Below are 13,807 nucleotides of genomic sequence, written 5' to 3' on the forward strand. Positions count from 1 at the left end.
GAATAGAAGTTGTATTTTCAATTTTTAGCTCGCTGTTATTTATTTGTTGAGCTTCCCAAGCCTATTCTGAACCGAGGGAGGTAAATTCGTTTAACCCTTCGGGTATGAATACATATAGTTTTATTCTTGTAGCTATTGTATACTATCTAAATTGTAATAGAACGTCAGTACCGGCCTATCAGGAGGTTCTCGTAAAATTTGCGGTGAGCGTAGCGTTGCAGGCGGTTCTGTTTGAGGCCAGCGGCCGAGTTAAGCGCATGCAGTGCAGCGAGCAATAAATTTAGAGAAGCTCATGTAAGCCTAGATTTTTTTGGTTTCCAGCCGCATCAACTCGCTCAAAGACATGCTTTGCCGTATCGATGGAAAAAATGAACAGAAAGATGAATAGAAGTTGTACGTTCAATTGTGAGCTCGCTGTTGTTTAGCTTTCTGCAGCTATTCTGAACCGAGGGATTTTGATTCGTTTAACCCTTCGGGTTTGGATATATATTCTTTTTCAGTAAAGAGCTTATTTCAAGTCAGTATCAAGCTCCCTTCTCCTAAGGGAGAAGGGTTGGGGATGAGGAGCTTTGGCATCAAGGCAAAAGAACAAGAAGATGAATAGAAGTTTTATGTTCTTTACTCTTTGAGAGAAGGCTTGGGGATGAAGGCACACGACTCCCTTCTTCCAATTCCTTAAAAAATCAATACATTTAAACCACTAATCTGTATAACCTATGAAATCTTTTAATTATTTGGGACTTGTTCTCCTACTTGTATTGGCTTCGTGTAATTCTAAAAAAACGGATGACACCGAATGGATCACGCTGTTTAACGGCATTGACCTTGAAGGCTGGACACCTAAATTCTACCATCACGAGACCGGTGAGAATTATGCGGATACCTTTCGCGTACAAGACAGCAGCATTGTGGTAGCCTATGAGGGGTATGACACCTTTGATGAGCGGTACGGACATTTATTTTATGACCAGCCTTTTGAATCCTTTCACTTAAAATTCAGCTATCGCTTTACAGAAGAATGGATGGAAGATGCGCCGAGTTATACCTATCGCAACAGCGGGGTTATGTTTCATGCACAAGCTCCGGAAACTATTTTAAAAGAACAAGACTGGCCCCTTTCTGTAGAATACCAGATGCTGGCAGAAGCCGAACCGGGAAAAGCGAGACCTACTGGAAATATGTGTTCTCCGGGAACCGATGTCTTTTATCAAGGTGAAAAATCAAACGACCACTGCATCAATTCGTCTTCAGATACCTACAGTTGGGACACTTGGGTTGAAGCAGACCTAATCGTTTATCAAGACTCTTTGATCATTCACAAAGTCAACGGGAAAGAGGTGCTGCGCTACTCAGATACGCAAATAGGCGGTGAAGTCGCTAACGGGTATAATCCGGATCTGAAAGTGGACGGTAAAGCACTTAAAGGAGGATACATCGGACTTCAGGCAGAAGGACAAGGTGTTATTTTTAAAGACATCAAGCTCAAGGAGCTTTAGTTTCAGAATAAAAAAAGCCCCTGAAGAAACCTTCAGGAGCTTAAACAAATCAAACTCAAGTGTATTGAGCCAATCGTTTAATTTAAAGCTTCTTTTAATGCTTTAGCTGCTGCAGCTGGATCTTCGGCACCGTAGATGGCTCCACCGGCTACTGCTACTACCGCTCCAGATTCTTTTACCGCTTTGATGCTGTCTAAGTTTACACCACCTGCGATAGATACCGGTACGCCTGCACGAGTTGCCTCGTCGATCAATACCTGAATAGAATATCCTGGTTCAGCTTGCTCATCTAAACCAGCGTGTAGTTCTACAAACGCAACACCTAATTTAATTACTTCCTGAGCTCTTTTTACACGATCCTGTACGCCTATAGTATCAACAACCACAGCTTTACCATGAGCTTTAGCCGCTTTAACAGCTCCAGCGATCGTGCTGTCTCCAGTTGATCCTAAGATAGTAACATAATCTGCTCCGGCTTTAAAAGCCATATCTGCTTCTAATTCACCTGCATCTGCAGTTTTAAAATCTGCAAAAACCAGTTTGTCCGGGAATGCATCTTTCATTGCAGTGATTACTGATAAACCTTCACTTTTGATAAGCGGAGTTCCTAATTCTATAATATCTACATAAGGTGCTACTTTAGTCGCCAAAGCGATTGCATCTTCTGTTTTTAATAAATCTATTGCTACTTGTAATTGAGTCATTGTATGTAATTTAGTTGTTTAAATTTTCGTTTATAAGTCTTATTCCAGATTGGAGTGACGTTTCCAGAGTTCGTCTGCGGTCTTTCCACCGGCATGCCACAGTACTTGTATTAAAGCATCAGTAACCAGCAACAAACTTTGTTCAAAAAGACTACCCGCATATTGTTTAGAAATTGCTTCTTCCTGTTTGTTTTTCTCCGCTGCAGGAATGAGAAGCACCTGATCTGCCAGATCGGCTAAAAGAGATTCCGGATTTGTCGTGATCGCTACTACTTTTGCTGCTTCTCGCTTTGCAGTTTTTGCTGCATTCACAATGCTTGTGGTGCTTCCGCTACCAGAACCGGCAAGTAACAAGTCTCCTTGGGCTATCGCAGGTGTAGTAGTCTCTCCCACTACATAAGCTTCATATCCCAGATGCATCAAGCGCATGGCTGCCGCTTGCATCATAAGTCCGCTACGGCCCATTCCCATTAGAAAAATACGTTTGCTTGCTTCTAAATAGGGAATCACTGCTGCGAGTTGCTTGTAATCCAATCCTTCACGCATTTTTAAATGCTCTTGATAAATCAGATGTACCGCTTCATCCAAGGCTTCATTTAGGGGTATATTTGGTGTATTTATCATAATCTGAATTCTTTGCTATTTTTGCTGATACAAATCTAGCATACAGAACTCCAGAGTTGTTACACTATCTGACAGATGTGTGGTACTATTTGCTCACACTCTAAAAATTAAGGGTATTATTCGCTATTTTTGTGGTACATTTTAGAAATAATACTTCAAACAGACTTGTAAATTTTAATGCAGGTCTTACCCAAAAAAGTGCTTATATGCTTAGTGATAAGGTTTTATACATACGCGATCTTGCAGACTGCCCACCCTCTTATCTGGATGACCCGGGACGGAAAGAATTTTATGAGATTGTCTGGTTGATTAATGAGGAAGCTTTACATACCCCACAACACGATTTTCAAACACTGATAGGAAACTGGATCTACCTGATCCCCCCGTACCGAGTACATCAATTGAATAAGGCCGGTAAGAAAGGCGTCCTGATTTCGTTTAAACACGAATTACTGGAGGATGATCTCAAAGAATTTTTACTGGATGTCTTTAGAATTTTTAATGTGCAGGGCGAGTTCTCTTGTCTGCAGCTTAATGAAGATAGTGCACAGAGTTTACAGGGCGTGTATAACTTGATGCATGAGGAGTATAATAAGCCTGAAATCAATTTGGTTATATTAAAGGCCTTGCTTAAAGTGTTTTTACTGAAACTCATTCAGTTGAAAGAACAGCATTTTACGATGCAGGATATTAATGAAAAGCGGGTCTATGAGTTTATGATGTTGCTGGAGTTGAATTATCACGAGGAACGTACCGCAGCTTTTTATGCTGATAAAATGAACATCAGTTCTAAACGTTTGAATCAAATCTTAAAAGAAAAGCTATCAAAAACCGGAATGCAACTCATTCACGACCGTCTGGTTTTGGAAGCAAAACGCCAAATGATTCACAGTGAAAATACCATTAAAGAAATAGGGTTTAATCTGGGCTTCAAAGACCGGTCTTATTTCAGTCGATTCTTTAAAGGGCATACCAATCAGACGCCTCAGGAATTTCAGAATCAGGCCAAAAGTTATGTACAGCAGCACGATAATACCCTCTATCCTGAATGAGGTCGTTTAAAATGAAATATCCCATTGCACTCTAAAACGCAATTCGTTTTTAAGTTGTTCGGTTGGAGTTTCATAATCAAAGCTAGAAATCTCAGCAGTTAACTTGTTGCGATGGCCTTTAAAAAACCAATTGAAGGCGAGTGAAGATTCATCCAACTCCGTATCTTGATTAAGATTAGGTTTAAAACTGGCATAGCGTACAGCTACTTCTAAAGGTTTGGGCCACCAGGAAAGCGCCTGATTGGCAAAATAACCTGCCTGCACATAATACCCACTCAACGCAGTAGTCGCATTTGCATTCAGTTTATCGATGATTTCTTTGCGGTGTATTTCTGATTGCCAACTGAAGCCTTGATACTTAAAAGCAGTCTCTACATTCGTCTGATTGATGCGGTACTGCCCGGGTTCTTGTTCTTCAAAACCTGCTAAAAAGCCACCACCTGAAGAAGAAAACCGCGTAAACGGACTCCGGTTTGTAACAGCTGATACGGCTAGAATTGCCTCTGGAGTTTGATGTAATTGTAAATCACTACCTCCGGAAAAACCGAGATCATCTCCCAGAACATTCCATTGCAGACGGCCAAAATACATCAGGTTTTTATCATCATTCTCCGTAGCAGACCTACCGCTTCCGGTGACAACTGCAGCCCAATAACTAAAATCTGCAGATCCCCTGCCTGCTAACCTACCGTATAGTTCTATACCTTGCTGACGGTCTACCGTAAAACTTCGGTTTAAAATAGAGCGATCTACTAGCTGTTGTGCTCCACTACTGATGCGGCGCTCCCGGGTAAACTCCAGCTTCCACTGCCCTATTTTGATGTTGAGCCATTTCCACCGCTCTATCATAATTCTAAAATCAAGCAGATTTCCTTGCCCCAGTTCATATTCCCAATAGTATTTCAGCCAGGGTTTATAAGCGTGCCCTCCTACTTTAAGACGGGAACGATTTATTTTAAATACACTATTCTTTTCATCATGAAAATCATTATACGTCAACGGATTATTATCTCCGGGGGTCGCAAAGCGAAATTGCAAACGACTTTGTATGTGTAATGAAAAATCATTATGAGGCGCGATGAACTCAATACCCTTTTTGCCATAATCTACCTGCCATTTTGTAAGCGTGTCGTTTGAAGAAAGCTTCTGCGCCATTAGAGGTTGTGAGAGCCCGGCAAATACGCCAAGAAATGCAAGAATATGGTAGATGATACGCTGTGTACCCATAGCACTAAAATCCTAAAGTTCAGGCTTGCAAAAGTAATGATAAGTATGCGGTTAACAATAAAGAAACCTTAAAGAAACAATTAGCTAACAATCATAAAATCAAAATCACTTTTAACAGAAGCCCCCACTTGCTTATTTACCGGCGATAGAGTGATATACGTTCTTACCCGTACTTACGAGTAGCAGTACTAGAAAACCTACAACTAAACCGAGTAAAAACTCAACAAGCATACTAGGCCAGCTTTCAACAAGATCATGAATAAAATGCAGGTTGTGAGTAAAAATTCCACCGGAAACCAGAAGCAAAGCAATGGTACCAATTACCGAAAGACTCTTTATCACCACAGGTAATGCGCTGACCAAAAATTTCCCCACTTTATCAGAAAAACTATCCTCCTCTTCATTGAGGTCTATAAGTTTGGCACCAAATTCATCCATACGAACAATAAGAGCGACAATGCCATAAACCCCTACAGTTGCAACTAGGGCGATAAGGGTTACCACAATAATTTGATTAATCAGCTCCTCCCCGGTTACCGTTCCTAAGGCAATAATAATGATCTCTACAGAAAGAATAAAATCGGTTAAAATCGCCGACTTCACTTTTTCTTTTTCATACTTAAGAATCGCTTCTTCACTCATATCCTGCAGAGCCGGTTTTTCTTCGGCATGTGCGTGTGGAAAGAAAAACTCATAGATCTTTTCTGCTCCTTCATACGCCAGATAGAGTCCGCCAAGGATCAAAATAACTGTTATAGCGACGGGTACAAAGGCACTCAGTAAAAAGGCTATCGGTAAAATAATGATCTTATTGAGCAACGAACCTTTGGTTATAGACCACAATACCGGAATCTCGCGCGAAGACATAAAACCGGAAGCTTTCTCGGCATTCACAGCAAGGTCATCACCCAATATACCGGCAGTTTTTTTTCCGGCGACTTTGGCCATTACCGAAACGTCATCCATTAATGTTGCAATGTCATCTAAAAGCGCAAAAAATCCTGAAGCCATATGAGCAGTTTTGGTTGTGTGCAGCAAGATAAGTTTACCATTTAAAGTAAAGAATTAAAAAATTGATAATTTATAGTGTTTGCTTTCATGATATATATGTTAAGAGGGATTTAAAAGCATTTTACACGCTATCCTTAAGAAAGAAACTGCTTCAAAAACAGTCGTTAACCTACAAATAAAAGATTAAAAAAGTTAACCTTAAAAATTTGTAATCTAATTACTACAGTTTAAAATCAATTTTAATTAATTTCGTTTAAACTATTCTCCATTCTCCAAATAATATGAATACAATAAATCTTGGCGATTTTCGCTTAGACTTTCAAGCCCATTTTATGAAATTGAAAATAAATCAAGGAGGACATTTTGATTCAAGCTCGTTTCAAAATTGTCTGGATTTAAAAGCAGAAATTTATGGCCATCGAAAATTAGGTTTACTACTTACCAATGAGGAAGAACGTGATTACTCCATTGACCCTTCCTTTTTAATCAAAGATAAATTGCTTTTAGAAGACAATTTTAAGTGGATTATTGTGGTTTCTAATAAAAGTCCAGATTATAAGAATTATGAATACTTTAAACGATTAACATCAATTCCGTGCAAATTTGTAACCAACTTTAAAGAAGTCGCTGATAATGAGCAGTGTTGCATGCATACCATGTAAGCCTCTTTATCCTGTATAATCGCTTATTGAGTAATTTCATCTCCCTTATAATTAAACACCAATAGCTCTTTTTTTGCTATATCAGATTCTATACTTAAACTATAGGTGCTGTTACCATTTTTTTTAGTGTGTATCAACGTATTCAATTTAATATTAGGGTAAGATGCTGTCAGCGTCTCTTTAACTGCCTGCGGAAGCTCTTTGTATGCTATAGGGGTTTGTTGTTTAATAAGGCATCCATCTTTAGCATACCATACGTTTTTAGTAAGGTTTTCTGATTGAAAGTTTACTTTATAAAAACTACCAGCTTGTTTCCAGTTGGCGTGAGTTGCTTGTTTGAAGTCTAATTCAAAATTGGTTCTGATGTTTGCAGGCACTTCTTGAGTAGGCAAATCTTGTGCAGCTGCTAGAGTGCTTAAAAAAATACTGATTATTAAGCTTATTAGCGTTTTCATAGTTTATTGTTTAAAATTAATATTACACAAACTAACGGCTCAAATCTGGAAGCAATTGGTATCTATTCCTTGTGAAAAGGTTAAAATATGTGAAATTTCACAGCTCACCGATTGCTGTAACGTGTACGCATTAAAAAGGGATCGAATAGCTATTCAATCCCTTTACTATTTTTATCTCAAAAAGGAGGATTAATCTTCTCGATCGCTTAAAATTTCACCTGTTGCGTCTACAACTAAATCGCGCTCTTGAGACCATCCTTTTTCAAGTTCTATAGAATAGGTGGTTTTGCCTTTTATAGCTAATTTTTCAACTTCATCAATTGTAAAATCATTATATGCTTTAACCAGTGCATTTTGTACCACCTGAGGCAGTTCATCTGCTGCTAGTTCCTGCTCAGACTTTAATACCGAACCAGAGGTATCATACCAGATCTCATAATCCATACGGTTGATTTCAAACGCTACATGGTAACCAGTATATTCTTGCTCCCACTCCACATCAGTAGCTTGAGCATAGTTTTGCTGAAAACTAGCTCTTACAGCTTGTGGTACAGTATCAGGAGTTAAATCTTGAGCATTTACAGCGGTTATTCCGGTTAGCCCCAGTAGCATCAGTTTTAAATTTTTCATAATTTTTCAGTTTAAATTCTGTACAAACAAAGGACTCAAAACTGGAAACATTTGGTAGCTCTAGCTGCTGTAAACGTTAAAAATTGTGAAACTGCCATTCAGATCGGGAAAGCTTGCTTTATTTAGAAGCTATAAAATATAGCTACATTATTCTGGCTTTACCACTTCTTTACAGAATTGGCTATTAATGTTGCTTAACTTATACAGACCGTAGCGATGAAAATATTGATTATAGAAGACGAACCTCAGATGCTAGATAATATGCGAGATACGCTAGAGCAAGAACGCTATCTGGTAGAGACCGCAAGTACATTCTCTGAAGCGAGTTTTAAAATAGGCAGTTATGATTATGACTGTATTTTACTTGACATTATGCTACCTGATGGTAATGGTCTCAGCTTACTCAAACAACTTAAAGATTTGGGTAAAGAAGAAGGGGTTATCATCGTTTCTGCAAATGACTCTTTAGATGATCGTATTCAAGGTTTAAATAGGGGAGCAGATGATTACCTGCCTAAGCCTTTTCACACTGCAGAATTGAATGCTCGTGTACAGGCAGTTTTAAGACGCAGAAATTTTGAAGGAAATAAATACATAGAAATAGGCAATGTGGTCATTGATCCCGAAAGCCGAAGCCTCACTGTAGCAAACAAGAAAGTGATTTTAAACCGAAAAGAATACGATATTCTTACTTATCTGATTGCTAATAAAACCAGACTGGTTACCAAAGCTGCTCTTGCTGAGCACGTATGGGGAGATCATATAGATCAGGCTGATAGCTTTGATTTTATATACTCTCAAATTAAAAACCTGCGTAAAAAACTAGAAAAAGCTACTATTAAAGTTGGAGCCGTTTACGGTATAGGGTATAAACTAGAGCTCGATTGATGAAACTACTCAATTACACTTCAAAATATCTAGCATTTCTTTTACTTGGCGTCATCACGCTATGGGCATTAGCATTTTATTACGCGATGCTTGATGAGATATACGACAGTCTTGACGATGGACTCGAAAACCAAAAAATTCTCTTGCTCAAACGTGCTAAACAAGACCCCAGTATTCTAAAAAACAATGACTTCAACAAACACGTATACAGCTTTATACCCATTGAAAAAAATCAATACGAGGATCATAAGGAGCGGTATCAGGACACGCTGATGTACATGATTAATGAAGAAGATTATGAGCCGGTGCGTATTTATGAAAGCACGCTGAAAACAGATGGCAACTATTACAAGCTAAAAATCATAACTTCTATGGTAGAGGAAGATGACCTCATTGAAGACCTCGTAAGTTATCTGATAGGTTTGTATGTTATTTTAGTGATAAGCATTCTCATCTTAAACAACTTATTACTCAAACGCATCTGGAAACCTTTTTACAACATTATTGCCCAGCTTAAAAGCTTTAATATTGAAAATAAATCTCAAATCACGCTCACCCCTACCACTGTAGAAGAATTTAACCTGCTCAACACCACGGTAAGCGAACTCATAAACGCTGCACATAAATCATATAATGAGCAAAAACAGTTTCTTGAAAATGCATCCCATGAGCTACAAACACCCCTAGCAATAAGTATCAATAAACTGGAATTGTTTCTTGAAAAAAACACCCTTACTGATGACCAACTTATGCATATGGCACAAGTATTGGATAATCTGGGACGACTTACCCGTTTAAACAAATCCTTGCTGTTACTATCTAAAATCGAAAACAAACAGTTTCAGGAAGAAGATAAAATTGATTTTAATACACTTGCTCAAGAATGCATCACAGACTTTGAAGACATCGCAAAGCATAAAGGAATAGCCTTACAACTAGAAACTCAGAATACTATTCACTTTAAAATGAATAAAGATCTGGCTCGTATAGTATTGACCAACCTGATTAAGAATGCTCTTGTGCACGGAAAAAAACAAAACCCCGTTATTATACATATTGAAAATCAACTGCTCAAAGTAAGCAACACTGGTATCGACTCACCTCTAGATTCAGAACTTATTTTTGCTCGTTTTAAAAAAATAGGAGCAACAGAAAAATCAACAGGTCTGGGTTTACCTATTGCACGTGCTATAGCCGAGAAGTACAATGTTAAACTCTATTATACGTTTGACCAACAACACACGTTTAATCTTCAATTTCCCAAAAATTAGTTATGCTGAAACTTATATTCCCAATTCTTTCTAGTTTTAATACAGAAATTTGTTTTCTGAAAAATGCAGATTTAAAATGAAGTATTTATCACATTATATAATTTTTGGTGCTCTGATTTTTTCAGGTGTACTTTCATATGCTTTTTATAAAAAATCTATTGCTGAAGAACGGAAGATTTTAGAAAACGCATCCTATAACATTGTAAATAGTTGGGAGTTGCCTACACTTCTTGATGAAGTTAGCGGTATTGCTTGGGTAAATGATTCTACAATAGCTTGTATTCAAGATGAAGATGGTGTTATTTACAATTTCAACATAAATACCGGTGAGATTAGTAACGATATTATTTTTGCTGAAGGTGGCGATTATGAAGCGATTGCTCTTAATGAAAATGATGCCTATGTAATGCGCAGTGATGGTCGTATTTTTGAAATTAAATCATTCGCTTCAGACGCTATTACTCCCCGTTATTTTGATACTTCTTTTGGGTCTAAAAACAATATGGAGTCGCTTACTTATAATCCAAAAACTAACAGTCTCATCACAGTAGCTAAAGATAAAGGCTTAGCAAAAGATCGTTACAAGGGCCTCTATTCAATTCCTTTAGAAACTAAAATTCAGGATGAAAAACCACTATTCAAAATAGATATGCAAGCCAAAGAGTTTGAGGCTTTCCGAAGTAAAAAAGAAGAGAAAACCTTTAATCCTTCAGATATGGCTATACATCCAAAAACTGGGGAATATTATATTGTAGATGGAAAAAAACCAAAGCTTTTGATATTGAGTCCTACCGGAAAAATAAAAATCATTCATGAATTAAATAAATTTCATTTCGCGCAACCAGAGAGTATAACCTTTAGTCCTAATGGCACGCTATACATTGCTAACGAAGCTGCTGATGGAGTAGCAACACTTCTGGAGGTTACTTTAAAAAAGTAAAGTTTAAATATTTAGTGTTTGTCTCTTGATCAAATTCTAAAACCGGTGTGAGGTCTGGTTGTTAGAATACTGGTTTAAGAGCTAATTGTAAGCAAATACTTAGAAGTTCATAAGGCTTTGAAGTATTTGAATCTCGATTATCCAGCTAAGGTATATTGTGATTATTACGCTAAATTAAATGGAGAAGCCGCAACTGCTTATACAGTTGCGGCTTCAAGGGTTTAAACTAAAAAACCTACAATTACTCTAAAAATTCTGCATTAAGAACTCCTGCGATATCAAATTCTATAGCAATAACCTCTTTTATTTTAATCAACCCAAATAGCTTTTTGGGAAGTTCAAGATTATAATCGCTAATATTCAACTTAAGAATTCCTTTTAAATGTTTGAGATCTCCCGCTATGATTTCTACAGGTATCGTATAGGTATGCTGCTGACCTGCAAGCGCTATATTTACTAAAGCTTCATACCCTCGCTCTACCCGGTTAAACTGTTTAAAGTTGAGGATAATCACTGGGTATTGCTCTGCTTGCAGCATCGCTCTAAAATCCTTATTGATTGCCTTCCCTCCACAATTAAATCCTGCTAAGTTGAGTTCTAATTTTGCATTACGCAAAAGAATGAGGTCTCCCTGATTGCAGTAAGCTATCTTTTTTTGAGGGTCAAAATAAGCAGGGTCAAAAAAACAGCTAAAACCGGTTACATTAGTTTTACCTGAAACACGCAGCGTACTGCTTTGCAGCTCACTAATTGTGGCCTCTCCAAAATTAGGTTGACCCAATAACACAGAACCACTTAACACGAATAATAAGTTTAAAAGGGCTTTCATAATCAGAGGTTTTAAAGATCACAGCGTGTAACGCTACATGCTGTGATCTTGTTTATTTCAGTTTAGAAACTAATCGCAGCTTCAAGCATAAAACCGTCAAACTTTGCGTCATTATGAAGATCTATAACAGGATAATCATTATAATTCTGAACAACATACTCTGCTTTCAGCAAAATATTTTTTGTCATAAACCACCAGCAGCAAGTTGAAAACGATCTATAGAAACATCGCTACCACCTACTAGAGTTCCGTCAACATAGTTGTAACGACCACCTAAATAGATTTTCTCTTTAGGTCCAAATCTGTAAATCAACTCACCTGAATATTGGTTCCAACTGCGGTTGTCTGTCTCTGCAGCAGTCTTACCGGTTGCATGCTCATAGATACCAAAGAATTCCAAACCTTTGTATTTGAAGAATGGGTTGATCATGACTGAAGTAAGCTCATTATTAAGACCGGGATTGATACGCCCTGCTCTAAAACCATCTCCGGTACCGTCTTCTGCAATCATCACATTGTAATATCTAGAACCAGAACGGTCACCACTGTATAAATAAGCGCTAGCTGTTTGATTGGTTTTGTAAACAGATCCTGTTAACCGTACACGTAAATCTTCTGATACAGCTTTATCATAACCCAATTTTGCGATGAATGACGGACTTGTAGTTTCTGGGTTGGTAACAGCTTGATTCAATTTACCATTAGTCATACTCAACATTCCCATCCAGCCGTTATTGAAGTAATATACCTCTGCACCAACTTCAGTAGTAAAACTATCCATTAGATAATTTCCCACAAACGGATTGTATAAAGCCATTGCATTATCGGTACGTCTAAAGTGAGCGTCTCCGTAGTTGCTTTCCATATGTCCTATTTTAATACGCACATGATTCATCAAGTCTTCCATAAATCCTTTTTGGATGAATTCTAATTTATCTATCTGAAAATAGCCACCTTTCACATAGGTTTCGTTGTGGTGTTGTGAAGATAAATAGGTTCTTAAGTGCATACGTACCCCGTCATACAAAGCCACATCCAGGTCCAGATTTGCTGTTGCCAGATTAAAGTTGCTGCCTATTTCCTGTAAAACCGGAGTAGCTGCATTACCGCTGTTCTCGTGATCTATTGCTTGAAATTGTATGGTAGAAGCACCACCTATACGCACGTGGATACCATCAAAGCTTGATAGTGTATCCTTAGGCGCTTCAAAGGTTGAAATTCCGCGTTGATCAGGTGATCTGTAGTTATCTAAATCACGTTGACTTTGTGCCTGTAGTGTCATCCCAAAAAGAGGTAAGACAATGAGGCTTAAATAGGTAAGTTTAGTTTTCATAAGTATTGGTATTTATAGAGATTGATTAATAAATGTTGTTTTAAATGTGATATGGAGTTCGTCACCTGTCGTTATGGTGCCAAACAAAGCTGTAGGAGGATCTATTTTATAAGTGCTCATTTGCATTTTATAAGCACCTGACAAAACAATCTGATCGGCTAAAACGTGTACTTCAAATGGTATAGAAACAGTCTTAGTAACTCCTGAAATTGTAAGGCTTCCGGTTGTTTTTATTGAATAGGTGTTCGCACTGATTTGCTCCAGACTTCCCACTGATTTAAGGCTATATGTGATTGCTTTGTACTTTTTTGTATTTAAAGCTTTATAGGTGTTTTTATCCATCCCGTTTTTTCCACTAGACAGACTCTCTGCTACAATTTGAAGTTCTAGTTTATTCAAAGCTGTTAAGACTCCACCCTCTTGGCTTATCGCTAACTTGCCGCTCATATCTTCTACCTCACATTCCCAATCGTGAAGATTCGAAGTACCTGCGACAGTCATTGAAGACTCAGAATTTTTTAAAGAATAGGTTTGAGCAAAACCTTTTTGAAGACCAAACCCTAAAAGGATTAGACTAAAGCAAATTGGATATAGTATTGACTTTTTCATAGTATATGGTTTTTGATTACTATGCAAAGTTCCATCAGAAAGAACGCCTGAAATATGATTAAAGTCAGGTTACAGA

16 protein-coding genes are annotated in these 13,807 nt (G+C 37.8%); 6 read left to right on the forward strand and 10 right to left on the reverse strand.

What is annotated here, in order from left to right:
• The first annotated feature begins 716 nt into the window (after nt 1-716).
• Entirely contained in the window at nt 717-1,496 is a 780-nt protein-coding gene (locus BUB91_RS10550; protein WP_073099206.1) for a 3-keto-disaccharide hydrolase, read from the forward strand.
• A 77-nt stretch (nt 1,497-1,573) separates the two neighbouring features.
• On the opposite strand, the gene hxlA is transcribed toward BUB91_RS10550, so the two are convergent.
• Together hxlA and hxlB are read right to left on the reverse strand one after the other, a co-directional pair.
• Nucleotides 1,574-2,200 (reverse strand): 3-hexulose-6-phosphate synthase, encoded by a 627-nt coding sequence (gene hxlA / locus BUB91_RS10555; RefSeq protein ID WP_073099207.1) that lies wholly within the window; start codon nt 2,198-2,200, stop codon nt 1,574-1,576.
• Nucleotides 2,201-2,239: 39 nt separating this feature from the next.
• Nucleotides 2,240-2,824, reverse strand: a complete 585-nt coding sequence (gene hxlB, locus BUB91_RS10560; protein WP_073099208.1) for a 6-phospho-3-hexuloisomerase — start codon at nt 2,822-2,824, stop codon at nt 2,240-2,242.
• A gap of 206 nt (nt 2,825-3,030) precedes the next feature.
• Here hxlB and BUB91_RS10565 point away from each other — a divergent pair, with 206 nt between their 5' ends.
• Nucleotides 3,031-3,876, forward strand: a complete 846-nt coding sequence (locus tag BUB91_RS10565; protein WP_073099234.1) for a helix-turn-helix domain-containing protein — start codon at nt 3,031-3,033, stop codon at nt 3,874-3,876.
• A 6-nt stretch (nt 3,877-3,882) separates the two neighbouring features.
• On the opposite strand, the gene BUB91_RS10570 is transcribed toward BUB91_RS10565, so the two are convergent.
• Both BUB91_RS10570 and BUB91_RS10575 read right to left on the reverse strand, forming a co-directional pair.
• Nucleotides 3,883-5,103, reverse strand: a complete 1,221-nt coding sequence (locus BUB91_RS10570; RefSeq protein WP_073099209.1) for a porin — start codon at nt 5,101-5,103, stop codon at nt 3,883-3,885.
• A 132-nt stretch (nt 5,104-5,235) separates the two neighbouring features.
• Nucleotides 5,236-6,114: a DUF808 domain-containing protein gene (locus tag BUB91_RS10575; RefSeq protein ID WP_073099210.1), complete on the reverse strand. Its 879-nt coding sequence runs from the start codon at nt 6,112-6,114 to the stop codon at nt 5,236-5,238.
• A gap of 332 nt (nt 6,115-6,446) precedes the next feature.
• Between BUB91_RS10575 and BUB91_RS10580 the strand changes: the two genes are divergently transcribed.
• Nucleotides 6,447-6,776, forward strand: coding sequence for a hypothetical protein (locus BUB91_RS10580; protein WP_128759391.1), 330 nt, complete (start codon nt 6,447-6,449; stop codon nt 6,774-6,776).
• 23 nt (nt 6,777-6,799) lie between these two features.
• On the opposite strand, the gene BUB91_RS10585 is transcribed toward BUB91_RS10580, so the two are convergent.
• The gene (locus BUB91_RS10585; RefSeq protein WP_073099212.1) at nt 6,800-7,231 is read right to left on the reverse strand and encodes a PepSY-like domain-containing protein; all 432 of its coding nucleotides are present in this window, start codon (nt 7,229-7,231) and stop codon (nt 6,800-6,802) included.
• Nucleotides 7,232-7,420: 189 nt separating this feature from the next.
• Nucleotides 7,421-7,861 (reverse strand): PepSY domain-containing protein, encoded by a 441-nt coding sequence (locus tag BUB91_RS10590; protein WP_073099213.1) that lies wholly within the window; start codon nt 7,859-7,861, stop codon nt 7,421-7,423.
• A gap of 216 nt (nt 7,862-8,077) precedes the next feature.
• Here BUB91_RS10590 and BUB91_RS10595 point away from each other — a divergent pair, with 216 nt between their 5' ends.
• The 3 genes from BUB91_RS10595 to BUB91_RS10605 all read left to right on the forward strand — a co-directional run bounded on the left by BUB91_RS10595 (nt 8,078) and on the right by BUB91_RS10605 (nt 10,960).
• Nucleotides 8,078-8,749 carry a response regulator transcription factor gene (locus tag BUB91_RS10595; RefSeq protein WP_073099214.1) on the forward strand — a complete coding sequence of 224 codons (672 nt, stop codon included), beginning with the start codon at nt 8,078-8,080 and terminating at the stop codon, nt 8,747-8,749.
• Nucleotides 8,749-10,020 (forward strand): sensor histidine kinase, encoded by a 1,272-nt coding sequence (locus tag BUB91_RS10600; protein ID WP_073099215.1) that lies wholly within the window; start codon nt 8,749-8,751, stop codon nt 10,018-10,020. The genes BUB91_RS10595 and BUB91_RS10600 overlap by 1 nt, the downstream gene beginning before the upstream one ends.
• A gap of 76 nt (nt 10,021-10,096) precedes the next feature.
• Nucleotides 10,097-10,960 (forward strand): hypothetical protein, encoded by an 864-nt coding sequence (locus tag BUB91_RS10605; RefSeq protein WP_073099216.1) that lies wholly within the window; start codon nt 10,097-10,099, stop codon nt 10,958-10,960.
• 241 nt (nt 10,961-11,201) lie between these two features.
• On the opposite strand, the gene BUB91_RS10610 is transcribed toward BUB91_RS10605, so the two are convergent.
• The 4 genes from BUB91_RS10610 to BUB91_RS10620 all read right to left on the reverse strand — a co-directional run bounded on the left by BUB91_RS10610 (nt 11,202) and on the right by BUB91_RS10620 (nt 13,731).
• Nucleotides 11,202-11,789 carry a YceI family protein gene (locus tag BUB91_RS10610; protein WP_073099217.1) on the reverse strand — a complete coding sequence of 196 codons (588 nt, stop codon included), beginning with the start codon at nt 11,787-11,789 and terminating at the stop codon, nt 11,202-11,204.
• A 62-nt stretch (nt 11,790-11,851) separates the two neighbouring features.
• On the reverse strand, nt 11,852-11,977 hold the full coding sequence (locus BUB91_RS21550) for a hypothetical protein (protein ID WP_317041338.1): 126 nt from the start codon (nt 11,975-11,977) through the stop codon (nt 11,852-11,854).
• On the reverse strand, nt 11,974-13,122 hold the full coding sequence (locus tag BUB91_RS10615) for a hypothetical protein (RefSeq protein ID WP_317041339.1): 1,149 nt from the start codon (nt 13,120-13,122) through the stop codon (nt 11,974-11,976). Before BUB91_RS10615 ends, BUB91_RS21550 begins: the two co-directional genes overlap by 4 nt.
• 12 nt (nt 13,123-13,134) lie before the next feature.
• Nucleotides 13,135-13,731 (reverse strand): YceI family protein, encoded by a 597-nt coding sequence (locus tag BUB91_RS10620; protein WP_073099218.1) that lies wholly within the window; start codon nt 13,729-13,731, stop codon nt 13,135-13,137.
• Nucleotides 13,732-13,807 lie beyond the last annotated feature (76 nt).

This window comes from Leeuwenhoekiella marinoflava DSM 3653 (genome assembly GCF_900129005.1).
In the GTDB taxonomy this organism is placed as follows: domain Bacteria; phylum Bacteroidota; class Bacteroidia; order Flavobacteriales; family Flavobacteriaceae; genus Leeuwenhoekiella; species Leeuwenhoekiella marinoflava.